Annotated in this window: 23 protein-coding genes; 19 read left to right on the top strand and 4 right to left on the bottom strand. The window is 36.0% G+C overall.

Annotation, left to right across the window (positions count from 1 at the left end; all coding sequences use genetic code 11):
• The first annotated feature begins 280 nt into the window (after positions 1 to 280).
• The 12 genes from nirK (at position 281) to H599_RS0105900 (ending at position 13197) form a co-directional block, all read left to right on the top strand.
• Positions 281 to 1735: a copper-containing nitrite reductase gene (nirK, locus tag H599_RS19275; RefSeq protein ID WP_394330975.1), complete on the top strand. Its 1455-nt coding sequence runs from the start codon at positions 281 to 283 to the stop codon at positions 1733 to 1735.
• Positions 1736 to 1778: 43 nt separating this feature from the next.
• Positions 1779 to 2156, top strand: coding sequence for a c-type cytochrome (locus tag H599_RS0105850; protein ID WP_026713266.1), 378 nt, complete (start codon positions 1779 to 1781; stop codon positions 2154 to 2156).
• A gap of 43 nt (positions 2157 to 2199) precedes the next feature.
• Positions 2200 to 2988: a formylglycine-generating enzyme family protein gene (locus H599_RS0105855; RefSeq protein WP_035141267.1), complete on the top strand. Its 789-nt coding sequence runs from the start codon at positions 2200 to 2202 to the stop codon at positions 2986 to 2988.
• Complete coding sequence (locus H599_RS0105860; RefSeq protein WP_245600497.1) at positions 2985 to 3623, top strand: SCO family protein; 639 nt, start codon at positions 2985 to 2987, stop codon at positions 3621 to 3623. Before H599_RS0105855 ends, H599_RS0105860 begins: the two co-directional genes overlap by 4 nt.
• A gap of 2 nt (positions 3624 to 3625) precedes the next feature.
• Positions 3626 to 4888 (top strand): alginate export family protein, encoded by a 1263-nt coding sequence (locus H599_RS0105865; RefSeq protein ID WP_026713269.1) that lies wholly within the window; start codon positions 3626 to 3628, stop codon positions 4886 to 4888.
• Positions 4889 to 5081: 193 nt separating this feature from the next.
• Complete coding sequence (locus tag H599_RS0105870; RefSeq protein WP_026713270.1) at positions 5082 to 6557, top strand: MFS transporter; 1476 nt, start codon at positions 5082 to 5084, stop codon at positions 6555 to 6557.
• A 26-nt stretch (positions 6558 to 6583) separates the two neighbouring features.
• On the top strand, positions 6584 to 8245 hold the full coding sequence (locus H599_RS0105875; RefSeq protein ID WP_245600498.1) for an MFS transporter: 1662 nt from the start codon (positions 6584 to 6586) through the stop codon (positions 8243 to 8245).
• 272 nt (positions 8246 to 8517) lie between these two features.
• On the top strand, positions 8518 to 9567 hold the full coding sequence (locus tag H599_RS0105880; protein ID WP_026713272.1) for a hypothetical protein: 1050 nt from the start codon (positions 8518 to 8520) through the stop codon (positions 9565 to 9567).
• A 27-nt stretch (positions 9568 to 9594) separates the two neighbouring features.
• Complete coding sequence (locus tag H599_RS0105885; protein WP_026713273.1) at positions 9595 to 11811, top strand: molybdopterin oxidoreductase family protein; 2217 nt, start codon at positions 9595 to 9597, stop codon at positions 11809 to 11811.
• A 20-nt stretch (positions 11812 to 11831) separates the two neighbouring features.
• A complete protein-coding gene (locus tag H599_RS0105890) occupies positions 11832 to 12401 on the top strand; it encodes a 4Fe-4S dicluster domain-containing protein (RefSeq protein WP_026713274.1) in 570 nt (189 codons plus the stop codon).
• Positions 12402 to 12411: 10 nt separating this feature from the next.
• A complete protein-coding gene (locus tag H599_RS0105895) occupies positions 12412 to 12933 on the top strand; it encodes a Rieske (2Fe-2S) protein (protein WP_026713275.1) in 522 nt (173 codons plus the stop codon).
• Positions 12934 to 12945: 12 nt separating this feature from the next.
• The gene (locus H599_RS0105900; RefSeq protein ID WP_026713276.1) at positions 12946 to 13197 is read left to right on the top strand and encodes a DUF6755 family protein; all 252 of its coding nucleotides are present in this window, start codon (positions 12946 to 12948) and stop codon (positions 13195 to 13197) included.
• A 78-nt stretch (positions 13198 to 13275) separates the two neighbouring features.
• Here the strand turns inward: H599_RS0105900 and H599_RS19280 are convergent, their stop codons facing one another.
• Both H599_RS19280 and lysS read right to left on the bottom strand, forming a co-directional pair.
• A complete protein-coding gene (locus H599_RS19280; protein ID WP_051590660.1) occupies positions 13276 to 13800 on the bottom strand; it encodes a hypothetical protein in 525 nt (174 codons plus the stop codon).
• A gap of 155 nt (positions 13801 to 13955) precedes the next feature.
• Complete coding sequence (gene lysS / locus H599_RS0105910; RefSeq protein WP_026713277.1) at positions 13956 to 15656, bottom strand: lysine--tRNA ligase; 1701 nt, start codon at positions 15654 to 15656, stop codon at positions 13956 to 13958.
• A gap of 390 nt (positions 15657 to 16046) precedes the next feature.
• On the opposite strand from lysS, the gene H599_RS0105915 reads away from it, so the two are divergent.
• The 3 genes from H599_RS0105915 (at position 16047) to lipB (ending at position 18659) form a co-directional block, all read left to right on the top strand.
• Positions 16047 to 16715: a hypothetical protein gene (locus H599_RS0105915; protein WP_026713278.1), complete on the top strand. Its 669-nt coding sequence runs from the start codon at positions 16047 to 16049 to the stop codon at positions 16713 to 16715.
• A 95-nt stretch (positions 16716 to 16810) separates the two neighbouring features.
• Positions 16811 to 17575, top strand: coding sequence for a hypothetical protein (locus H599_RS0105920; RefSeq protein WP_026713279.1), 765 nt, complete (start codon positions 16811 to 16813; stop codon positions 17573 to 17575).
• A 379-nt stretch (positions 17576 to 17954) separates the two neighbouring features.
• Positions 17955 to 18659, top strand: coding sequence for a lipoyl(octanoyl) transferase LipB (gene lipB / locus H599_RS0105925; RefSeq protein WP_026713280.1), 705 nt, complete (start codon positions 17955 to 17957; stop codon positions 18657 to 18659).
• Between the two features lie 219 nt (positions 18660 to 18878).
• On the opposite strand, the gene H599_RS0105930 is transcribed toward lipB, so the two are convergent.
• On the bottom strand, positions 18879 to 19538 hold the full coding sequence (locus H599_RS0105930) for a ribonuclease HII (protein WP_026713281.1): 660 nt from the start codon (positions 19536 to 19538) through the stop codon (positions 18879 to 18881).
• A gap of 278 nt (positions 19539 to 19816) precedes the next feature.
• On the opposite strand from H599_RS0105930, the gene H599_RS0105935 reads away from it, so the two are divergent.
• The 4 genes from H599_RS0105935 (at position 19817) to H599_RS0105950 (ending at position 23883) form a co-directional block, all read left to right on the top strand.
• Positions 19817 to 21763, top strand: coding sequence for a putative porin (locus H599_RS0105935; RefSeq protein WP_026713282.1), 1947 nt, complete (start codon positions 19817 to 19819; stop codon positions 21761 to 21763).
• Positions 21764 to 21773: 10 nt separating this feature from the next.
• A complete protein-coding gene (locus H599_RS0105940; RefSeq protein ID WP_026713283.1) occupies positions 21774 to 22256 on the top strand; it encodes a 3'-5' exonuclease in 483 nt (160 codons plus the stop codon).
• 69 nt (positions 22257 to 22325) lie between these two features.
• Complete coding sequence (locus tag H599_RS0105945) at positions 22326 to 23597, top strand: DUF2851 family protein (protein ID WP_026713284.1); 1272 nt, start codon at positions 22326 to 22328, stop codon at positions 23595 to 23597.
• 58 nt (positions 23598 to 23655) lie between these two features.
• Positions 23656 to 23883 carry a PspC family transcriptional regulator gene (locus tag H599_RS0105950; RefSeq protein WP_026713285.1) on the top strand — a complete coding sequence of 76 codons (228 nt, stop codon included), beginning with the start codon at positions 23656 to 23658 and terminating at the stop codon, positions 23881 to 23883.
• A 70-nt stretch (positions 23884 to 23953) separates the two neighbouring features.
• On the opposite strand, the gene H599_RS0105955 is transcribed toward H599_RS0105950, so the two are convergent.
• Positions 23954 to 25588, bottom strand: coding sequence for an amino acid permease (locus H599_RS0105955; protein WP_026713286.1), 1635 nt, complete (start codon positions 25586 to 25588; stop codon positions 23954 to 23956).
• Positions 25589 to 25725: the final 137 nt, after the last annotated feature.

The raw sequence follows: 25725 nt of genomic DNA on the forward strand, positions 1-25725 counted from the left end.
ACAAATGTAAGTATTAATTTTAAATAAAAGACAAATTTATCTTTTATTGTTGTTTTAATTGTAATCTTTTGTAATTCATGTTGATATGGTTCATTTTTGACTTCTTAATTTTAGAAAAAAATAAAATCGATTCCATGATTTTTATCATATTTTAGGTTTTTTTTAAGAGCGTAATTTGTCATAAAATAATAAAGGATAAAAATGTCTTTTATTTATTAAAAACGATACATTATAATAATAAATAATTATGAAACCCAAACTGACTTTAGTAAAGCAAAGTATGCGAATTGCAGTAGTGGGAGCAGTGTTGTTAAACCTGTTTTCTTGTGCAAAAAAAGAAGAAAAAGATGCTGAATATTATAAGAGCATTACAATTGAAGGGCAAAAAGAAGCCGAACTTACTGCGCCACCTTTAGTGCCAAAACCGGTAGGCGACCGTGCAGCCACCAAATTAGTGGTTAACATGGAAATTAAGGAGCAGGAAGGAGAAATGGTTGATGGTGTAAAATATACCTATTGGACTTTTGGAGGTTCGGTTCCGGGAAGTTTCATCAGAACCCGGGTAGGAGATGAGGTTGAATTTCATTTAAAAAACCATCCGGATAACAAAATGCCACATAATATTGATTTGCATGCGGTTACGGGGCCGGGAGGTGGAGCAACTTCTTCCTTAGTGGCGCCGGGACACGAGAAGGTGTTTAATTTTAAAACCATAAATCCAGGATTGTATGTTTACCATTGTGCCACGGCACCGGTTGGGATGCACATTGCTAACGGAATGTACGGTTTGATTTTGGTGGAACCCGAAGGAGGTTTACCACCAGTTGATAAGGAATATTATGTAATGCAGGGCGATTTTTATACCAAAGGAAGTTACGGAGAGTCAGGAAAACAACCTTTTGATATGAATAAGGCTATTAAAGAAGATCCGGATTATGTAGTGTTTAATGGAAAAGTTGGCGCGTTGACAGGAGATAAATCTATTACAGCAAAAGTAGGTGAAACGGTTCGTATTTTCATGGGAAATGGCGGGCCAAATCTGGTTTCTTCATTCCATGTTATCGGGGAAATCTTTGACAAAGTACACATCGAAGGCGGAGAACAATTAAATAAAAATGTACAAACTACTTTAATTCCTGCCGGAGGTTCTGCTATCGTTGAATTTAAAGTAGATGTTCCGGGAACTTTCATCTTGGTGGATCATTCTATTTTTAGAGCTTTTAACAAAGGAGCTTTGGGAATGTTAAAAGTAGAAGGAGATGAGAATAAAAAAGTGTATTCGGGAACAACTCAGGAAGGAATTTATTTGCCGGAAGGCGGAACCATTCAAAACATGCCAAGAGAAAACGGTGTGGCTAAAAAAATAGAGGCTAAAACCCTTCCGGAAAAAATTGAGTCTGGTAGAGAATTGTACGAAAGAACCTGTTTTGCCTGTCATCAGCCAAGCGGACAAGGAATTCCAAATGCCTTTCCTCCTTTGGCAAAATCTGATTTCTTAAATGCTAATCCGGATCTGGCAATTAATGCGGTCTTACATGGATTAAGCGGTGAAATTACAGTTAACGGAAAAAAATTCAACAATGTGATGACCAGTCAGAATTTGACGGATGAAGAAGTAGCTGATGTATTAACCTATGTTTATAACAGTTGGGGTAATAATAAAACGGTAATTACACCGGCAAGAGTGAAAGCGGTTAGAGCAAAACCAGCTTCAAAAGCAGCAGCTGCACATTAAGATTTTTAAAAAATGGAATTAAAAAATTTAAAAGATAATCAAAATGAAAAAAAATGTATTTGCAATTGTGATGATGGGATTTGGACTATATGGTTTTAGTCAAAATGCAGTTAAAGGAAAAGGAGTGTATGACAAGGTTTGTATCACCTGTCATCAGGCTACAGGACTGGGAATTCCCGGTGCTTTTCCTCCGTTGGCAAAATCGGATTATTTAAATAAAGACGTAAATCGTGCCATTAGAGGAGTGGTAAAAGGATTGAGCGGGCCAATTGTTGTAAATGGTAAAAAATATGCTTCAGCAATGCCGGCACAACCCTTGACCGACCAACAACTGGCTGATGCTTTTACTTATGTGTACAGCAGCTGGGGAAATAATAAAACAGTAGTTACTCCCGCAATGGTTAAATCACAAAGAAAATAAAGTTTAAAAAAAATTAAGAATGAGAACCCTGTTACAGAGAAAAATGACCGTACTCATCTTACTGTTAGGAATAGTAACGTCAGTTGGTGCTCAACAAACTTCAATGGTTACCATAAAGAAAGGAAAGTTTGTCCCTCTTTATGGTTCCATTGATAAAAAACCGCTGGAAGTTGCCGCTTTTGAAATGGATATTTACCCGGTAACGAATGCGCAATTTGTAGCTTTTCTAAAAAAATATCCTGAATACAGCCGTTCTAAAATTAAAGGAATTTTTGCGGATAAAAGCTATTTATCACATTGGCAGAGTGATTTTGATTATGGTAAAAATAATTTGAGTAATGCTCCCGTAACCAATGTTTCCTGGTTTGCTGCTAAAAAATATTGTGAATGTGAAGGAAAACGTTTGCCTGCCATGGACGAATGGGAATATGTAGCGATGGCAGACGAAAAACGAATTGATGCCAGAACTAAAGAAGCTTTCAACAAATACATCATGTCCTGGTATGAAAAACCAAAAACCTATGCTAATCCGATAGGGCAGACTTTTAAAAATTATTGGGGTGTTTACGATATGCACGGACTGGTTTGGGAATGGACTTCAGATTTCAACAGTATTTTTCTTTCCGGAGAATCCAGAAAAGACAAGGATACCGATAAGAATCTTTTTTGCGGAAGCGGTTCAGTAAATGCTACCGATTTAATGAATTATGCTGCCTTTATGCGCTATGCTTTCAGAGGCAGTTTGAAAGCGCGATACACTACAAGAAATCTTGGATTTCGTTGTGCTAAAGATAAAGTAGCTCTTGTAAAAACCATTCAAAATCTAAGATGATGAAATCAAAATTGGAATGCCAGAAAATAAAAAAAGGAATCCTTAGTCTGCTTTTTTTAGGGATATTAGCGTTGGCAGTAACATTACAATCCTGTAACCAAAAAGTAAAAGCTGCCGAAAAAGACAAGCCAATTTCCGATTTATCCATTTATAATCTTCCCTCAAAATGGACGAATCAAAACGGACAAAATATTGAAATGAAAGATATGAAAGGAAAAGTTTTGGTGATGGTGATGATTTATACTTCCTGCAAAGCTGCTTGTCCTCGTTTGGTTGCTGATATGCGTAATATCGAAAAGCGTTTACCGGAAAATATCAAAGACAAGGTGCAAATGGTTTTAGTGAGTATTGACCCGGAAGCAGACACACCTAAACGTCTTAAAGCTTTTGCTATCGAAAATAAAATGAATAGTAATCAATGGGTTTTTCTGCGTTCTACTGAAGAAAATACACGAGAGTTTGCAGCGGTTTTGGCAGTAAATTATAAAAAAGTTTCCCCAATAGATTTTTCTCATTCTAATATCATAAGCGTATTCAATGCCGACGGAGAACTGACTTATCAGCAAGAAGGTTTGGGTGTTAACTCCGATCCAACAATTGCTAAAATCAAAGAAGAAGCTCAAAAAATAAATTAAATATGAAAGCACTAAAAATAATCGGTTTATCATTGGTAGCAATGATAAGTCTGGGGACTTATGCACAGGAATTGGATGCCAATTTACAATTCAGACCTCGTTATGAATATCGAAACGGTTTTAAAAGTCCTATTTCAAATGGAGAAGATCCGACTTCATTTGTTTCTCAGCGTTCCCGTTTGAATTTGAATTTCAAACAGGAAAAACTAAAAGCCAAACTAACTTTACAGAACATCCGAAGCTGGGGTGATGTTAGTACAACTGCTACCGCCGATAAAAATGGAGTGGCTGTTTTTGAAGCCTGGGCACAATATGATTTTAGTCCTAATTGGAGTGCCCGTTTTGGACGTCAGGTGATTTCGTATGATAATCAGCGTATTTTGGGTGAAATCGATTGGATACAACAAGGACAAAGCCATGATGCCGCTCTGTTTTCTTTTCATCCAAAAAAGCATCAACTGGATTTAGGTTTTGCCATGAATGCCAATGCTGAAAATTTAGTTGCTCCCAAAACGCCTTATACCACTAATTATAAATCGATGCAATATGCCTGGTATCATACGCAATTTGGTAAAATAAATACAAGTCTTTTATTGCTGAATACGGGTTATGAATTCGAAAAATCGGTTGGAAATTTAGAAGTCGATTATAAACAAACTTTTGGAACCTATCTTGTTTTTAAAGATAAAAAATGGGATACTAATTTAGGTTTGTACGGACAAACAGGAAAAAGTTTTAATAATAATGTTAGTGCCTGGTATGCCGGAGCTAATTTAGGATATGCCTTAACCGATGCTTTTAAAGCTGGTTTAGGATATGAATTCCTCTCAGGAAAAGATCAGGATAATGCGAGTTTGACTGTCAAATCATTCAGTCCGATTTTTGGAACCAATCACGCTTTTAATGGTTTTATGGATTATTTTTATGTGGGTAATCATCAAAATAGCGTGGGACTGCAGGATGCTTATTTGAAATTAAATTATTCTCTTAAGAAATGGCAGTTTACCTTAACTCCTCATGTATTTAATGCGTCCAATACAGTTTTAGATGCTTCCAATGAAAAAATGGACAGTTATCTGGGAACAGAAATTGATTTTACATTGGGTTACGCTGTTCAAAAAGACATTATGGTTTCCGCCGGGTATTCTCAGATGTTGGCTTCTGCAACTTTAGAAAGGCTTAAAAATGTAACCGATGCTGCAAATACAAACAATTGGGCGTGGGTCATGATTTCTTTTAATCCTAAATTGTTTTCATTACAATAAAGTCTATTAATTCATTTTTTTTTTAAGAACCTCTATAGGAAAGCTTTAAGCTTTTTATAGGGGTTTTTGTGTTAAAAAATAAATTATGTTTGAGTTAGTTGAATTTAGTAAGAATATAAAACTTGCTGATATTTATCATATTTATAGATAAAGGACTATTTTATCTTTACACCATAATTAATTTAGGGGATTTATGAGCAATTTATCACAGTCACATCGTATTTTATTTTTGAATACACTGGCATTTACAATCAGTTTTGCCTGTTGGACTTTAAACGGTGTTTTGGTTACTTTTTTAGTAGATAGAGGAATTTTCAATTGGTCGGTTGTTGAGGTAGGATGGTTGTTAGGACTTCCTATTTTATCGGGAGCTATTTTTCGATTGCCAATTGGGATTTTGACCGATAAATACGGTGGTAAAAAAGTATTCTCGACTTTGTTGTTACTTTGTGCTGTTCCATTGTTTTTATTGCCATTTGCCGGTTCATTTTGGGAATTTGCCCTATTGAGTTTCTTGTTTGGATTAGTAGGAACCAGTTTTGCGGTTGGAGTAGGTTATACTTCGGTTTGGTATCCTAAAGAATGGCAGGGGAGAGCTTTAGGGGTTTTCGGAATGGGAAATGCAGGTGCTGCGGTAACTACTTTTTTTGCACCAACTTTATTAAATGTTTTATCAGAAACAGATACTGAAAACGGCTGGAAAATGCTTCCTGTGATTTATGGAATTGTATTGGTAGCAATTGGATTACTATTTGTGTTTTTTGCTAAAAATAAAAAAGCAGCAACAGTAGCCCGATCAACTTCGGAGTTATTGGCTCCTTTAAAAAATGTACGTGTTTGGCGATTTGGAGCTTATTATTTCTTAGTCTTTGGATGTTTTGTGGCTTACTCACAATGGTTGTTACCTAATTTTATGAATGTCTATCACACGACTCTTGTTATGGGAGGAATGTTTGCAACGATGTTTAGTTTACCATCAGGAATTATCAGGGCTTTTGGAGGTTATTTGTCTGATAAATTTGGAGCTAGAACGGTTATGTATTGGGTTTTAGGTTCTTCAATTGCTATTAGTTTTTTGTTGATGTTTCCTAAAATGGAAGTTTTTACATCAGGTCCCGGAGTTTTAGCCACTAATAATGGAGTGGTTAATCAAATATCAGCTTCTGAAATTAAAGTGGGAGAAAGAACCTATAATGTTAATGCAAAATCAACCATTAGTTCATCTGATTCTGATATTTTGCCTGTTCGAAATTCATGGCAGGAAATAGTAGTCAAACAAAATCAGGAAGTCAAAAAGAAAGAACTTTTGGCTGAAGGAATTACCCAAATAAAGTTTAATGCCAATATGTGGATTTATCTTGTACTGGTAGTTTTAATCGGGATTTCCTGGGGAATTGGTAAAGCAGCTGTTTTTAAACACATTCCTGAATATTTCCCTAATGAGGTGGGAGTTGTAGGTGGAATGGTGGGATTAATAGGTGGTTTAGGCGGATTTATAGGTCCAATATTATTTGGATACTTATTGAATGCAACCGGTTTATGGACCAGTTCCTGGATATTTATCTTCCTGATTTCTGTGGGTTGTTTATTATGGATGCACCGAACAATTATCAATATTATGCGTGAAAAGATGCCTCAGTTTACAAAAGGAATTGAGCGCAACCAATAAATATAATAATTTTAAAAAATAATATTATGGATACTTACTTAGAAAAATTAGGATCAGAGCCTGAAAATGTATCTAACGAAACGCAAATCAATCAAAGTACTACGTGGTTGACCAAGTGGGAGCCTGAGGATGAAGCATTCTGGGCAGCAACAGGTAGTAAAATTGCCTGGAAAACATTAACAGTAACAACTCTTTCATTAATCTTATCATTTGCTTCCTGGTTTATGATGAGTGTGATTGCGGTGAAACTTCCCGGACTTGGTTTTTCATTTTCTAAAGATCAGCTTTTTTGGTTGGTCGCTATTCCGGGATTAGCGGCGGGTTTTTTACGAATTATACACACTTTTATTCTGCCTGTTTTTGGAACAAGGCATGTAGTGACTGTGGCAACTTTACTCAAATTAATTCCAGCAATTGGAATCGGGTTTGCAGTGATGGATACCACTACTCCATTTTGGGTATTTGTTCTTTTGGCTATTACCACTGGTTTTGGTGGCGGAGATTTTTCATCCTTTATGCCTAGCACAAGTCTGTTTTTTCCAAAAAGATTAAAAGGAACAGCGTTAGGAATCCAAGCGGGTATTGGGAATTTTGGGGTTTCTTTAGCTCAGTTTATTACTCCGATTATTTTGAGTGTTAGTATTTACGGAACCACTTCGGTATTTACAAGTATCGATGCCAAAGAAACACAAAATGTTTTAACAGACTCAACAATTGAAAAGCAAACAGCAGTTTTTGCCGCTTTGGACATCAAAACGCAAAATAAAATTTTGGCTACTGTAAAGAAACCGGTTTTAGATTCAGTAACAGCTGCCGTAAAATCAGCAGATAATACAGTAGTTTTTGCAGCTTTGCCTTTGAAAGCAAAATCTAAAGCCATAGCTAATGCCAATCCGAAAGTGGCTGAAAAAATATTAAACAAAATAAGTCCCAAAAATGTGGCTGTAAATAAAAGTAGTATCTATATTCAATCTGCTGCATTTTGGTACATTGGTTTTCTCTTGGTTTTGGCATTTATGAGTTGGTTTTTTCTAAAAAGTATTCCAATGCAGGCTTCAGTAAAAGAGCAGATGGATATTTTTAAAAACAAACATACCTGGTATTGTACGATGGTTTATATGATGACTTTTGGAACTTTTGCCGGTTTGTCTGCAGCTTTTCCTTTAATGATAAAATTTTTGTACGGTGATTTTCCAAATGCTCCAGATCCTTTAGTGTATGCTTTTTATGGACCGCTTATTGGTTCCGCCAGCAGAATTGCTTTTGGATTTATTGCAGATAAAGTGGGAGGAGCCATATTAACAACAATTACCGGTATTGGAATAGTAACAGGAGCTGTTATTTTAATCACTCAGGGATTAGTATCTCCTAGCAGTATGAATCAGTTTCCGTTATTTGTTGGAGTAATTTTAGCGATGTTCTTTTTTACAGGTATTGGAAATGCGGGTACTTTTAGACAGTTTCCAATTATCTTTTCAGAAAATCAAAGACAGGCGGCAGGTGTTATTGGTTGGACAGCAGCTATTGCAGCTTTTGGTCCTTTCATTTTTTCAAAATTGATAGGGAATAATATTTCAGCAAACGGTTCAGTTATACAATTCTTTACAGGTCTTATTGTATTTACGACGATAGCAACAGTTATTAATTGGTGGTTTTATAACAGAAAAGGTTGCGAAAGACCCAGTTAGTTGAGGAAATACTTAATTTAAAAAAAAAAACAATATAAGTTGTTGATTTGAAAGGTAATATGTTTTTATTATTAATAGTGAAAAATAAGGGTTTGATAATAAGTGATGATGTTTATTGTTGTAAATTAGTGATTTGTACGTGTTTTGTAACATATTTAGTCGTTTTTGTATTTCAGACTAATACTTAAGTATTTTAACGTATTTTTTACTTATTTTTACTTTCGAAAAATAAAAAGTAGTTTTTAAGCACAAGTGTAATATTGGGAAATAAAATGAAAAACAGAAGCTATAATATAAAAGCGATGCTTATTGCTACGCTACTTTCCGTTTTAATGGTTGTTTTAGTGTTTTACGGTTCGAGAGAATTGCAAAATTTTGACGCAGCCTTAGTGACGTATTTGTTTGGGACGGTATTTGCTTTTTTTGGTATTGTTTACCGTTATACCGTTTGGTTGCAAAGACCGCCTACGTGGATTTATTTTAAACGGGGAGTAGGATTTTTGTTTACCGGTAAAATCTTTTCTCATTTTTGTTTTGCTGTCAAAGAATCCGTTGAAAATATTGCCTTTCAAAAGTTTATATATCCCAGAGGAAAATACCGTTGGTTCGCGCATTTTATGATTGCAGTGGGCTGTACGTCGGCATTTTTAATCACGATTCCATTAACTTTTGGCTGGGTACATTTTACAATGGCTCCTAATTCGATTTCGGTTTATGAAGCGCATTTTTTTGGGTTTAAAGTCATGGATTTTGATTTGGATTCCATTATGGCATTTCTGACTTTTCATGCGCTAAACTGGTCTTCTTACATGGTGATTTTTGGTGCGGGATATTATTTAAGAAGACGTTTGACCAATCCGGGTTTGATTGCAACTCAAACTTTCGAAGGCGATTTACTGCCATTGATTTTATTAATTGCAATTTCGGTTACAGGATTAGGATTAACGTATTCCTATGAATTTATGAAAGGTTTGGCTTTCGACTTTTTGGCCGTTTTGCACGCTGTAACCGTTATTTTATTTCTGATTTGGATTCCGTTTGGGAAGTTTTTTCATATTATCCAGCGTCCGGCGCAAATTGCCGCCCACATTTATCATAAAGTAGGAAAGCAACAGGGAATGGCTGTTTGTGAGCATACAGGAGAAGAATTTACAACAAATCTGCATATTAAAGATTTGAAAAAGCTCACTCAAAAATTAGGTTTTGATTTTGACCGGGAAGACGGGACTTCACATTTAGATTTAAGCCCGGAAGGAAAAAGATCCCGATTGGCGCAGGCTCATTTAAGAGCGCGTCAGGATGGAGGGAATTTGTTTGGATAAAATAAAGAAAGATAAAAGCATATAAATATGGCAAAATTACCGGTTTCAGAAGAACATATCGTGGCGCAATTTGGTCCTCATCTTAATTATAGTCCTCAGGAAGGATATGAAGGAAGAGATGAACCCGATCAACTGGTAAAAACACATTGTTGTTTTTGCGGTATGCAATGTGGAATTCAATTATCAGTTAAAGAAAATAAGGTAGTTGGTTTCGAACCATGGATGGAATTTCCTTTTAATGAAGGAAGACTATGCCCAAAAGGGGTACAGCGTTATTTGCAAAATAATCACCCGGACAGACTTTTGAGTCCATTGAAACGTGTGGAAGGACAAGGCTTTGTGCCAACTTCATGGGATGAAGCGATGACGAAAACCGTTAGAGAAATTCAGCGCATTCAAAAAGAATATGGAAATGATGCTTTTGCAATGCTTTCGGGGGTTTCTTTAACCAATGAAAAAAGTTATTTAGTGGGGAAATTTGCTCGAGTTGCCTTAAAAACTAAAAATCTGGATTACAACGGACGTTTGTGTATGGTGAGTGCCGGTGCCGGAAATAAAAAGGCTTTTGGTTTAGACAGAGGTTCCAATAATTATTCGGATTTAGAATATGCTGAGGTAATTATTGTTGCCGGAGCGAATATTAGTGAAACATTTCCAACATTAACCCACTGGATTTGGAAAGCCAGAGACCGTGGAGCAAAATTGATTGTGATAGATCCAAGGATGATTCCATTAGCGAGAACCGCCGATATTCATTTGAATGTGCGTCCCGGGACTGATTCTGCTTTGTACGGAGCGATGTTGAAATATTTGGTAGATCATGATATGCTGGATCATGATTTTATAGATAATCATACTTCGGGATTTCAGGAAACCATTGATGCGGTGAAAGATTATACCTTAGAATGGGCTGAAGAAGTTACCGGAATCCAAAAAGAAAAAATTCAGCTGGCTGCCGAATTATGGGGAAAAGCTAATACCAGTTTCCTGCTTCATGCCCGCGGAATTGAACATCATTCTAAAGGAGTAGATAATGTTTTAGGTTGTATTAATCTGGTTTTAGCAACAGGAAGAATTGGAAAACCGTATTGCGGTTATGCTACCATTACAGGACAAGGAAACGGACAGGGAGGAAGGGAGCACGGACATAAATGTGACCAATTGCCGGGAAACAGAGATATTGAAAATCCGGAACACCGTAAATACATTTCAGAAGTTTGGGGAATTGATGAAAAAGATTTGCCAGGCAAAGGTTTGTCGGCTTATGAAATTATTGAGGCCATTCATAGAGGAGAAATAAAAGGTTTGTTGTCTATTTGTTTCAATCCGTTGGTTTCTTTACCTAATAGTAATTACGTTCGCGAAGCTTTGGAAAAACTGGAATATTATGTGTGTATTGACTTTTTCTTAAATGAAACGGCTCGTCATGCGGATATCGTTTTAGCGGGCTCTTTACAGGAAGAAGAAGAAGGAACAACTACTTCGGCAGAAGGACGCGTGATTCGAATTCGTCAGGCGGTAACGCCTCCGGGTGATGCCCGAACGGATACTTCGATTATTTTGGAATTAGCCAAACGTTTGGGAGTGAGAACCAAATTTGATTTCGAGAGCAGTGAAGCCATTTTTAATGAATTGCGGGTGGCTTCTAAAGGAGGAACCGCCGATTACAACGGAATTACCTATAAAAAAGTAGAAGACAATATGGGGGTTTTCTGGCCTTGTCCTACCGAAGATCATCCCGGAACACCGCGCTTGTGGGAGGACAGAAAGTTTAAAACACCCGACGGCAAAGCGCATTTTAACCCGGCACCTTATAAACTTCCGGGGGAAGTAACCTGTGTGGATTATCCGGTGATTTTGACGACAGGACGTGTGGTTTCTCAATATTTGAGTGGAACACAAACTCGCAGAATTGGAAAGTTAGTCGATCAGTTTCCGGAACCTTTATTGGAAATTCATCCTAATTTAGCTAAGCAATACAATATTAAACAGAGAGAATTAATTCGTGTTTCAACAAGAAGAGGAGAAGGTGTTTTTCCGGCTAATATTGTTGAAACCATTAGAGAAGATACTGTTTTTATTCCGTACCACTGGTCAGGAAAAAAATCAGCAAACCAGTTGACCCCGGGTACTTTAGATCCAATTTCTAAAATTCCTGAATTTAAGGTGTGCGCCTGCCAATTAAAACCACTCGGCGAAATCGCTCCGCCTTCGAAAGAATCGAAAGCTTATGCCAGTGTTTAATTTCTAAAGAATTGATGTAGATGAAATATAGTGGTTTTAATCCCAACGAAGAATTTTTTGTAGATATGCAGCGTTGCATTGGTTGTAAAGCCTGCGAGATGGCTTGCGCCGAATGTGAAACTAACGGTCAGGATTCGATGATACATGTTAATTATGTAGACAGAGCTTCGACTGTGCAAACTACTGTTCAGGTGTGTATGCATTGTGACGATCCTGTATGTGCTAATGTGTGTCCGGCCGATGCGATTTCTAAAGATGAATTCGGAATTGTTCACACGGCTAATACCGAAAGATGTATTGGATGTTCTAATTGTGTGATGGCTTGTCCTTTTGGTGTACCCAAAAAAGAAGAGAACTACGATTTAATGATGAAATGTACCATGTGTTATGACCGAACCAGCGTGGGAAAAAAACCAATGTGTGCAACGGTTTGCCCGAGTGGCGCTTTATTTTATGGTACAAAAGATGAAATTCAGGAAATGCGTCCAAACAGTACACCTGTAAATACTTTTATTTTTGGAAAAGAGACTGTGAATACCAAAGTGAATATCATGATGCCAAAGGGAAGTAGTGAATTAGTAATTTTTTAGTTTGAAAGTCATGTCAAAAAAAGAAGAAAATTTAAATAAAAACTGGAAGAAAGATTTTCCAATTGAAAAGCAACAGGCTACTAATGTAAGCCGTCGTGATTTTGCAAAATTCCTGACATTAGTTTCCGGTGGTTTGATGGTAGGAAGCGGATTAGTGGCAGCCAAAGCTTATTGGTATCCGAAAGAAGAAGTAGAAGGGGAACATTTTGTATGTAATAAAGCCGATGTGCCATTAGGCGGAACACATGCTTTTGTAATTCAGGGGAGTACTATTCCTTATATATTGATTCATCTGGAAACCGGCGAGTTTAAAGCCTATGAACAGAAATGTACCCACCTTTCCTGTTCCGTTTTTTACAAGCCGGGAACCGGAATTATTCATTGTCCCTGTCATGAAGGTTCGTTTGACGCGCAAACCGGAAATGTATTAGGAGGTCCGCCACCGAGAGCGTTGCCAAAATTGGAGGTGTTTTTTAAAGGTGAAGCGGTTTATGTAAAAGCAGCGCAACAGGAAAAAGTCAAAGTGATTTAATAAGATAAGGTTATGAGTAATTTTAGAAGAAGTCAGAATCAGTCCAATCCGAATAAGTTAAACGCGATTCTTTCGACCTTGATTTTTGTATTGATTTTGAATGTTACTATTCAAATTTGGTTGTTGTATGCCGCATTAAATAATGCTTTGGATAATAATATAGAGATTCTTATTCCGGCTTTTGCGGCTTCATTTGGTTTATTCTTGGTGTGTATTGTATTGCTTTATTATATGCCAACAGGAAATACTAATACCAGAAAATAATTTTTTTGAGAAATATAAAAAGGGATTGACTCTTTGCCGTCAATCCCTTTTTTGTTTGTAATCTAGTTGTTAAAACTGTTATTTATTTGTCTGAGTACTGTCTTTGTGTCTCATCATGTTTTTTTTTATGCCATCTCTGTGCATTCTTTTGAAATCCTCACCTTTGTTGTGTCTGTTTTGAACCATTCTGCGGTCAAAATGTTTTTTCATACCTTCGCGATGGTGTTTTTTCATTTCATCCCATTTTTTGAATTGGTCAGTAGAAAGGATTTTTTTCATTTTACCATTCATCGCAATTTGCTCGTCCAACATTTTGCTTTTCATCGCAAAAATTTCATCCGAAGTTGGTTTTTCTGTTTTTGCTTTTCTGTCTTTTAAATGAGCCTCTCTTTTTGCACTTTGTTCTGCAATTATTTTACCCATTTTTTTTTGTTGTGAAGCATTTAAATCCAGTTCCAATGTCATTTTTTTTAACATCAATTCATTGCGTTGTTCCGGAGTGAATTTTTCCATTGGATTGCCATTGTGTCTTGACGGTTTTTGTTGCGCATAAGAAGCTAATCCAAGGCAGGCAATCATTGCTAAGGTGATTAATTTTTTCATAATGGTCGTCTTTTTATGTTTTTCAAATAAGACAACAGAAAGTATTAATAGTTTAATTCTTAAGGAAATTTTATGAATTTAATGCAAGGCATAAAAATGATAAACCCGTCTCATTTTAAAAACGAGACGGGTTTAAATATATTTCAAAAATTGAATTAACCTACAAATTCCACCACTTTACTTTCGCCGTCAACAGCTACTTTAGTTAAACCGTGTTTCGATAAGTTTTTCATAGAAACATCCCATTTTTTACCACTTAAACCAGCTATAGATTTAAGTTGTACCAAATCCATTTTGTTTTCGCTTCCTTTTAGCAAAGTAACAATTACTTTTTCCTCGTCAGATAATTCAATAGTTTGTTTTTTCTCCGGACGCATTTGCGGGAACAATAAAACCTCCTGAATAGAAGCATTATTCGTTAAAAACATCATCAAACGGTCCATTCCGATTCCTAATCCTGATGTTGGAGGCATTCCGTATTCTAAAGCTCTCAAGAAATCTTCATCGATGATTCCGTTAGCTTCGTCATCTCCTTTTGCAGCCAGACGCATTTGGTCTTCAAAACGCTCTCTTTGATCAATTGGGTCGTTCAATTCTGAATACGCATTCGCAACTTCTTTACCACAAACCATCAATTCAAAACGTTCCGTCAATTCCGGATTGTCACGGTGCTCTTTACAAAGTGGAGACATTTCTTTTGGATAATCGGTAATGAAGGTTGGCTGAATATAGTTTCCTTCGCATTTTGCTCCAAAAATCTCATCAATCAATTTTCCTTTCCCCATAGTTTCATCCACTTCAATTCCCATTCCTTTGGCAGCTTCGTACAATTCAGCTTCGCTTTTTCCGGAAATGTCAAAACCAGTAAAATGTTTGATGGAATCCGTCATAGTTACGCGGGCAAAAGGTGCTTTGAAACTGATTTGGTGGTCACCAAAAGTCACATCGCTGGTTCCGTTTACAGCAACAGCACAATGCTCTAGCAAACGCTCGGTGAAATCCATCATCCAGTTATAGTCTTTGTAGGCTACATATATTTCCATAGCGGTAAATTCCGGGTTGTGCGTTCTGTCCATTCCTTCGTTACGGAAGTTTTTCGAAAACTCATAAACACCGTCAAATCCACCAACGATTAATCTTTTTAAGTACAACTCATTCGCAATACGCATGTACAACGGAATATCCAATGAGTTATGGTGTGTAATAAACGGACGCGCCGCAGCCCCACCGGGAATCGATTGTAAAACCGGAGTTTCCACTTCAAGGTATCCCGCATCGTTAAAGAAACCACGCATCGCGTTAAACAATTTGGTTCTTTTAATAAATGTTTCTTTTACCTGTGGATTTACAGTTAAATCTACATAACGCATACGGTAACGCAATTCGGCATCGTTGAAAGCGTCAAAAACTTTTCCGTCTTCATCTACTTTTGGTAAAGGAAGCGGACGTAAAGTTTTGCTCAAAAATGTAAAACCGCTTACACGAATACATTTTGCACCCACTTGTGTAGTAAACAATTCCCCTTCAATTCCGATATAATCACCTAAATCGGTTAGTTTTTTGAAAACCTGATTGTATAAAGTTTTATCATCACCTTCACACAAAACATCACGGTTCACGTACAATTGAATACGCCCTTCGCTATCCTGCAATTCGGCAAAACAAGCTTTTCCCTGATCTCTCACACTCATCAAACGCCCCGCAACAATAACCTTCTTACCTTCTTCAAAAGTCTCCTTTATTTGCTTTGAAGTATGATTTACAGGAAAAAGATTAGCAGGATAAGGATTGATTCCTAAGTTGCGTAAAGATTGAAGTTTTTCTCTTCGGATGATTTCTTGTTCTGATAATGCCATTATAGTCTGATTTTTAAGACCGCAAAGATAAAAAAAAGAATGCAGACTTTAGAATGCAGATTTTTAGAATTTTTAGGAGCAGAAAATCTCCCTTTTTTATCATGATTTGTCCTGCTGTACACTCTATCTTTTAAGCCGTCCCGAAGCTTCGGGACCGGCTTAAAAGGATGCCGTTTCCATCAGGGCTAAGTGACAACTTTTGTTTTTTGTAGAACGTTCTTCCTGCAAGTTTTTTAAAATCTTGCATGATTAAACAGAATAAAATCATCTGTAAATCGGTGTGTCGGCTTTTCGCTTAGGTAAAAAAGAAAGAAAAATACTGTTGTAAATCCATAATTTTTTTTAAACTTGCGTGTATAGACGAGTTGACAGTAATTAAAAAAACAGAATTTGAAAGATTTTATAATTAATTTAATTTGTGGATTTCTTGGAGGATTGTTTGTTTATTATATTCAAATCAGAAACGAAAAAAACAAAAGAAAAAATCATATTAAAGAAAAGTTAGAAGATAATAGAAGGATTATTCCAAAAGATTTTATTCATTCTATAAGTATTGGAATGTCAATGGTTAAACTTGAAGAATTTATCGGATTACCATTATTCGTTTACACAATAGATGAAAATGAATTATTTGAAAATGATTTAATTGTGAATATTAATGAATATAGATTTGAGAATTGTCTCATAAAAATTTTACATCAAAATAATCAATTATCAGCTATTCTTATTTCAAGTTATTTAGATTGCAAAATAGAAATAATAAAATACGATTCAGAAATAGAAAGTCCAACAATTGGAAATTTTTGCGTCGACTATACTTTTGAATCAGAAAATAATGAAATTATACATGAAACAACTTCTAGAGATAGTTGGTTTGGAATTATTGAATATCACGGAAGAATGGGAAATTACAATCATTTTTGCTATTACGGAATGAAATTTTTTGGAATTGATGAAGCAGAAAATTTAAATATTGAAAAACTCAAGGGTTCTGTAATTGATGGGTTTGGTATTTCATCTAATCCAGAACTTTTTAAATATTATTCATCAACATTTTAGAGGAAAAAACTACTGTCAATAACAGTTTTCGATAGCATCTGTTTGCAATCCGTGTCCACAACAAAAATCAATACTTTTACAAAAAAAAACAAACAATGACAAAATTATACAAATTACTTAGTCTTTTAATTTTAGTAGTAACCTTAACAAGCTGCAACTTCACCGAAAACATCGATGTTCAGCCTGATGGAACCGGAAAATTTTCATTAGAAATGGATGGGGCAGGATTGATGGCGATGGCGGGAGAAAAATTAGGAAGTGAATTGGGTATGAAAAATAACGCTAAAGCAATAGATTCCACTTTTTCATTCAAAGAAATTTTTAAGGCTAAGAAAGATAGTATTGCTAAGTTGTCTTCGGAGCAACAGGCTATGATTAAAAAGTTGGAAAACTTTGTAATGAATATCAAAATGAATCCTGAAGCCAAACAATTATTATTTTCTATGGATACGCCATTTAAAAGCGTCAATGAATTAGGAGGTTTGATGGAAAGTATGTCGGCTATGAAAGATTTAAAGGGAAAATCAGATAAAAACAGCAATCCTGCTGCGATGTTAAGCGGTATTGGAAATGATAATTCTAAGTTGACTTTTAGCTATGATGGAAAGCAGTTTGTACGCAAAGCAATTGTATCTAAAGAGGCAATGGCTAAAATTGCAAACGATTCAACCGGAATAGCTAAGATGATTTTTGCATCGTCTAAATACACTTTGAAATACCATTTTCCTAAAGTGGTAAAATCGGTTTCCAATCCTGATGCGCTATTTAGTGCCGACAGAAAAACCATTACGGCGGAATATCCTTTTACGGACTATTCTGAAAACCCGGAGAAGCTGAATTTAAATGTGGTTTTTGAATAATCAATTCTTGTTATTTACGAGATTCAAACGTCCTTAGCTTCCGCAGTCGAGTGTCAAATGTTTGAAGAATGCGTAAAAAGAAAAGCTGTTTGAGCGTAGCGAGTTCTTTTCTTTTAGCATTCGAAAACTAATTTGACCGACGAGGAAGCGCAAGACTTGATTTTTTTGTTTCTTTTTTGATCAAGCAAAAAAGAAAATAATATTTTCTAATAAAATACTTAAACGGACTTTTGGGTAGCTAATTCAATAGATTAAGCATAATAAATAACAATCTTTTCGACTTTGTGACTCCGTGGCAAAAGAAAATAATTAATTGTATTTTTGCAGTTCATCAAATAAATGAACGAAAGTGAGATTGCTTCGTTCCTCGCAATGACCAATGAATAAAACAATCCAACTTCAAGATCTAGGACATAAGGATTACAAATCAACCTGGGAGTTTCAGGAAGATTTGTTTAAAGGAATTGTCGATTTGAAAATCCAAAATAGAAGAGAAGAAACTAATCTCCCAACACCCAATTATTTTCTTTTTGTGGAGCATCCGCATGTTTATACCTTGGGGAAAAGCGGCGATTTTGAAAACCTATTGCTTTCAGAAAAACAGTTGGAAGCCAAAGGCGCTACTTTTTACAAAATCAACCGTGGCGGAGATATTACTTATCACGGTCCGGGACAAATTGTAGGGTATCCTATTTTGGACTTGGAAAATTTCTTTACCGATATTCATAAATATTTGCGATTGCTGGAAGAGACGATTATTTTAACCTTAAACGAATATGGTATAGAATGTGGACGCAGCGAAGGGGAAACCGGAGTTTGGTTAGGTGTGGGAACACCATTTGCCCGAAAAATTTGTGCTATGGGTGTTCGCGCTTCGCGCTGGGTAACCATGCATGGATTTGCGCTAAACGTCAATGCCGATTTGGGTTATTTTGATAATATTATTCCTTGTGGTATTCGCGGTAAGGCGGTTACTACTTTAAATGTAGAATTAGGTGTTGAAAAAGTCGATGAAGAAGAAGTAAAAGCAAAAATCCTGAAATATTTCACTCAGTTGTTTGAAGCTGAGTTTGTGACTGTTTAAATTGGGATGGCACACGGATGATGCTGATATAACAGATTGTCACGGATTTTTTGTTTTTCTTTGTTATAAAATATTGGCACGCAGATTTAACAGATTTTAGCAGATTTTTTTCTAAAACTTCTTTATAGGTAAATCTTTGCGAACTTTGTGCCTTCTTTGTGTGCTTTGCGGTTAAATATCAATGAACTTATGTGACTTATATGGTTTAAAAATCAGCAATCATAAATCTAAAGTCAATTGTTCCGGCAATAATCTAAAACTCATGCGATGGTATTTGCAGGATCCGTATTTTTCAATGGCATCGCGGTGTTCTTTGGTGGGATAGCCTTTGTTTTTTTTCCAGTTGTACATCGGGAATTCTTCGTGGATTTTATCCATGTATTCATCCCGATAGGTTTTCGCCAGAACAGAAGCTGCGGCTATACTTAAATATTTAGAATCGCCTTTTACAATACTCTGATTCGGAATTGATTTTAATAAATTGATTTCTTCCGCAGTAAATCGTTTTCCAAAATTATTCTTTAAGCCCAGTTTGGCATTCATAGCTCTGTTGCCGTCAACGATAATAAATTCGGGTGATGGATTTAATTTTAAAACCGATTCCTGCATGCCTTTCATTGAAGCATTCAGAATGTTGATTTCGTCAATTTCATCAGGAAACAAATGAGTCACGGCAAAAGTAAGCGCTTGTTCTTCGATAATCGGTCTTAGTTTTTCCCGCACTTTTTCAGATAGTTGTTTACTGTCGTTCAGAATGCTGTTTTCAAAATCCAATGGGAGGATTACTGCAGCGGCAGTAACAGGTCCGGCAAGACAGCCACGACCGGCTTCGTCGGTTCCTGCTTCAAGAATTAATTGTGAAAAAGTGGAGGCAAGCATATTATACCATTTATAATTATTTTTTAGTCCAATAGTTCCTGTATAATACCGTTGTAAATTTCATCTAGTCCAATTTTATTGGACTAATTTGAAATAACAAACGGTATTTAAAAGTTTTCGGAGAACAAAGATTATAAAATTTTTAAGATAATAGAGACTTATTCTAACGTTTACTTATAATTAAGTAGCGATGAAGTAGTTTTTTTATACCGTTTTATCGTTTACCTTTGTCGCCGTATTAGTTTTGAAATAAAACCCAATTTATATAGCTGTTTCGAATGAGGATTCTCTTTTTTTTATATTTTTTAGCCTTACCTGCCGTGCTTTTCTCTCAAAATGATTCCAGAGAAGAAGGTTCTAAAAGAAGTTTTTCTGAACGTTTAAAAGGTGGAAAACAAAAAGATACCGGTAAAGTAGCTTCAATCGATATGTATCGTTTTGTGACTTTGGAAAGAGATACGACTTATTTAGATACTTCGCTTACTATTGAAAGAGAATACAGTCATAATTACCTTCGAAGAGATTTGTTTGGATTATTGGCTTTTCCTAACGAAGGTCAGGCTTATAATACACTTCAATACAGCCTGACGGATTATTCGCCTTTTCCGGAAATGGGTTTTACGGCTAAGCATTTTAATTTTTTAAAAGTTAATCAAATTCTGTATCCTTCGGTGGCGACTCCGGTAACAGAATTGTTTTTTAAATCTTCTCTGGGCAGAGGACAGGAGGTGGATTCTTATTTTACAGCTAATCTTTCACCAAACTTAAACCTGTCTATCGCTTACAAAGGATTGCGCTCTGAAGGGAAATATATCAATCAGTTAAGCAGCACTGGAAGTTTCCGATTTACGATGAGTTATCACACCACAAGTAAACGTTATTTGATTAAGTCTCATTTTACATCGCAGGATGCTTTGAATGAAGAAAATGGCGGAATTACAACTACTGAAGATTTTGAAAGCGAAGACCCTGATTATAAGAACAGACAGCGTTTGCAGGTGTATTTAACCGATGCGGAGTCTTTTTTGAGAGCCAAACGTATTTTTGTAGATCATGTTTTCAGAGTTAATCCAAGTGAAGCAGCCAATAATTTATATGTAACGCATCAGTTGAATTATGAAAATAAAATGTTTCAGTATTATCAGCCTACGTTAATTTCGGCGGTGGGAACTCAGGCGGTGAATCGTTTTGGCGATGCGATTGTAACTTCCGATTTGAAAGATCAGACGCATTACAATAAAATGTACAACAAAGCTGGCTTAATTTATGAAAATACCACGCTGGGGAAGTTTCAGTTTTTTGTGGATGATTTTAGAAGTAATTTTTATTATAATCGAATATTAATCAAAGACGAGGGCGTTATTCCTTCTACTTTGTCCCGAAAAATAAACAATGTTGGCGGACAATACGAATATTGGAAAAACAAATGGCATGGGAAATTTTTGCTTTCCAAATCTATTAGCAAGCAATCCATTTCTAATGTTGAAGCCAAATTAAATTATGATTTGAATGATGATTTTCAATTCGTTTTTGGCTATCAAAATGTAAGCAAGCTTCCTGATGATATTTACAATTTGTACCAAAGTGAATATGAAGCCTATAATTGGTTCAATAATTTTGAAAACGAAAAAATTAATGTACTTAGCAGTACTGCTGTGACGCCTTGGTTTGAGGCTTCTTTACAGTTATCTGCCCTGACCGATCATTTGTATTTTGAAAATACCGCCACTGATGATTCGCAACAAATTGTAACGCCAAATCAGTTTGGAGGAACGATAAAATATCTTTCATTGAAGTTGAGCAAAGAGCTTACTTTTGGGAAATTTGCCCTGAATAATACAGTTTTGTATCAAAAAGCAGATCAGACTGAGGCGGTGTTAAATGTTCCGGATTTGGTTACCCGCAATACTTTGTATTTTAGTAATCATTTTTTTCAAAAAGCTTTGTTTCTTCAGGCGGGGATAACGTTGAATTATTTTACTAATTTTTATGCCAATGATTATAGTCCGGTAATTGGAGCGTTTTTTGTGCAGCAAAAAAAGCAAATTGGGAATTATCCTAATCTGGATTTCTTTATTAATGCTAAAATCCAAAGAACCCGCGTTTATTTTAAAGCCGAACATTTTAACTCGGCTTACACCGGAAATAATTATTATTCGGCACCTAATAATCCGTATCGCGACATGATGCTTCGTGTGGGATTGATTTGGAATTTCTTTAATTAGTTTTTATCCAATGACTTTCACTGCTATCGATTTTGAAACGGCTACGGCTTTCCATCCCTGTTCGGTGGGGATTGTTACGGTTGAAAACGGAATTGTAGTCGATGAGTTTGTAACTTTAATTCAGCCGCCCAATAATTTGTATTCGCCATTTACCATTCAGGTGCATGGAATTTATCCGAGTGATACCGCAAGGGCTCAAAATTTTCTGGAAGTTTTTCCTGAAATTCAAAAACGACTTCAAAACCGGGTAGTGGTGGCGCACAACGAAAGTTTTGATCGCAATGTTTTGGTAAAATCAATGGCGTATTACGGATTGGATTATACCGATTTGAATATTGCTTCCCGTTGGGAATGTACGCTGAAAATTTATAAAGCAAAGGGCATAAAACCTACCAAACTCAGTGATTGTTGCCGGGAGATGCAAATAACATTGAATCACCACGAAGCGCTCTCAGATGCCAAAGCCTGCGCGCAATTGTACTTGCTGAAATAAGAATTTTTACATTAAAAGTTTTGGTGTAAGTTTTTTCATTAAATTAGTCTGTGAATTTATATCTCGGCTATGAAAGAAGATTTTTTACATTATTTATGGAAATATAAAAAGTGGAATACTCAGGATTTAAAAACCACCACCGGAGAAAGTATTTGTATTAGTCAGGTGGGGCAGTATTTGCAGCAGGCCGGTCCTGATTTTTTTAATGCCCAAATAACTATTGGTAATCAAAAATGGGCAGGAAATGTCGAAATTCACCTAAAATCTTCCGATTGGTATGTGCATCATCACGAGAAAGATGCGGCTTATGAAAATGTGATTTTGCATGTGGTTTGGGAGCATGACACCGCTGTTTTCAGAAAAGACAATTCCGAACTTCCTGTTCTGGAACTTAAAAATTTTACGGATGAAGAGGTTTTGCTTAATTATCAAAAACTAAGCATACCCAAATCATGGATTTTTTGTGAAAAACAACTTGAAGGATTTGATGACTTTGTGTTGAAAAATTGGCAGGAACGTCTATTTTTTGAGCGCTTAGAACGAAAATCCAAAGCTATTTACGAATTATTGGGACAAACTAATAACGATTGGGAAGCTGTTCTTTTTTGTATGCTGGCTAAGAATTTTGGGTTGAATACTAATGGCGCTGTTTTTTTGAAAATTGCCCAGTCAATTCCTTTTTCAGTAATCCGAAAAGAAAGTTTTGAGGTTGAAAATCTGGAAGCGTTGTTGTTTGGAAAAGCAGCTTTGTTAGCGGGAGAAAAAGAAGATAATTATTTTAAAGATTTGCAATTTCGTTACTTTTATTTGTTGCATAAATACCAGTTGTCATCAGAAACAGAAGGGCAAGTTCAGTTTTTTAAACATCGTCCGGATAATTTTCCGACCATTCGACTTTCGCAATTGGCGCATTTGTATCATTTACACCAAAATCTATTTACCAAAATTATTAGTATTACAAATCTTGAAGCGGCCTATGAATTGTTTCATTTAAAGCCTTCGGAATATTGGGAAACGCATTATCAGTTTGATAAAGAAAGCCCGAAGAAAGTTAAAAAGCTTTCGAAATCTTTTATTAATTTGTTGGTGATTAATACGATTGTTCCAATTCAGTTTGCTTACGCAAAAAGCATTGCTAAGGAAATAAGCGAAGATTTGATAGCGATTTTGAGTCAGATTGCTGCTGAGAAAAACAGTATTGTAAATAAGTTTCAGTCTTTTGGTTTAAAGGCAAATAATTCTTTTGAAAGTCAGTCGTTGTTGCAATTGAAAAATGAATACTGTGCTTATGGAAAATGTCTTCAGTGTGCTATTGGGACGGAGTTGTTGAAGAAAAATTAATTTGATTAAGAAGTGTTATAATTTTGTAATTTTACCCGGTACTAAAAATCGATACCCAATGTCAGCTATTATCAAATTGAAGTTTTTTTTCGAAAAATACGGATTTCAGGTTTCTTCGCGTTTAGCCGATAAATTAGGAATGCGGGTTAGCAGTGTTCGCTTGTTTTTTATTTATATTTCGTTTGTTACTGCAGGACTGGGATTCGGAATTTATCTGACGCTGGCCTTTTGGATTCGATTGAAAGATTTGATTCGTTCTAAACGAACTTCGGTATTTGATTTGTAAATTTTGAGATATTAAAAAGGGATTCTAAAACTGATTTAGAATCCCTTTTTTGGTTAGAATAAGTTCTTTGTTAGCTCTTTTTATAATTGTATCCATATACAAAAGCATGAATTATAGAGAACGCCAGAGAGAAATAGAATAGATAAATATCGTCTAAATTAGGATCGTTATGATGAATAAAAGCAATGATAATTAGTATTAATACCATTGCTAATCCACTGCCGGCAACTGTTTTTTGATTTTTCAAACTAAATTCGCCTTGGTTTAAGGCGCTGTTTTTCATGCCGTAGAAAAGGTATAAATCAAAACCAATCATCATCCAAACAATCAGTCGAATCCAGGTGTCCAGCGGTAAAAATACCATCATGAACAAACAAACTAAGACTCCGGCAATCGGTACAAAAGGGACAAATGGAGTTCTGAAAGCTCTTGGGGCTTCGGGCATTTTTGTACGCATGATTAAAACTCCCAAACAAACTAAAATGAAGGCAAATAAGGTTCCGATACTGGTCATTTCTCCCACAACCCGGGCAGGAATAAAGGCAGCAAAAAGACTCACAATAAGCATGAAAAGTAAGTTGTTTTTGGCAGGAGTTCTGAATTTTTCGTGAACTTCTGAGAAGACTTTTGGTAATAAACCATCTTTACTCATCGAGAAAAAGACGCGGCTTTGTCCCATTAAGAGAACTAAAATTACCGAGGAATAGCCACCCAAAATAGCCAATAAAATAGCATTGTTTAGCCAGGGATAAGCCGGGGTAATCATGCCGTTTGCGCCAACAGGACCCATAGCTTCTACGGCAACTGCAACCGGAGCGATACCGTCTTTTCCTGCAAATGCCTGATAGTTAACCACGCCTGTCATAACGTGTGCAAATAATATATATAGGATGGTACAAATTGCTAATGATAATAAAATTCCAATAGGCATGTCTCTTTTTGGATTTTTAGCTTCCTGAGCAGCTGTGGAAACCGCATCAAAACCGATGTAGGCAAAAAAGACGATAGCGGCAGCTCTGATAATTCCGGAGAAACCAAATTCGCCAAATTTACCGGTGTTTTCAGGAATGTAAGGAGTGTAGTTTTCAGGTCGGATGTATTGCCAGCCAACGGCAATAAAAATTAAAACCACAGAAACTTTAAGTAAAACGATAATTCCGTTAATGAAAGCCGATTCTTTAGTCCCTCGGATTAAGATTAAGGACATTAGCATGACAATAAAAACTGCCGGAAGATTGATAATTCCTCCTTCAAACGGCGAAAGCATGTAAGCATCACTCAAATGTATACCATAACTGCTTAATAATTTTCCTAAATAGCGTGACCAGCTTATGGATACCGTGGCGGCTCCCACGGCATATTCCAGTACTAAATCCCAACCGATAATCCAGGCAATGAATTCGCCCATGGTAGCAAATGAATAAGTGTAAGCACTACCGGCTACCGGAATCATCGAAGAAAACTCAGCGTAACACAAACCGGCAAAAACACATCCGAAAGCGGCTATAAGAAAAGAAATGGTAATGGCTGGACCGGCATTTAGCGAAGCTGCAAGACCGGTGATTGAAAATAATCCGGCTCCAATGATGGCTCCAATTCCTAAAGCTACTAAGCCGGGAGCGGTTAATGTTTTCTTTAAGCCTTTTTCAGAATCTTCTGCTTCGGCTAAAAGTTGGTTAAGAGGTTTTCTTTTCCAGATTGACATATTATTTCTCTGTTTTTAGATTACGATGTTTCAAAAGTATAGTTTTTTATGAAAAAACAATAATTATGTTTTGGAATTAGAGCAAATCATTAAAAATAGTTATAAATTTAGCTTTGTGATTGAGTAGTTTTAGTAAT

It is taken from the genome of Flavobacterium daejeonense DSM 17708 (genome assembly GCF_000425425.1).
GTDB lineage: Bacteria > Bacteroidota > Bacteroidia > Flavobacteriales > Flavobacteriaceae > Flavobacterium > Flavobacterium daejeonense.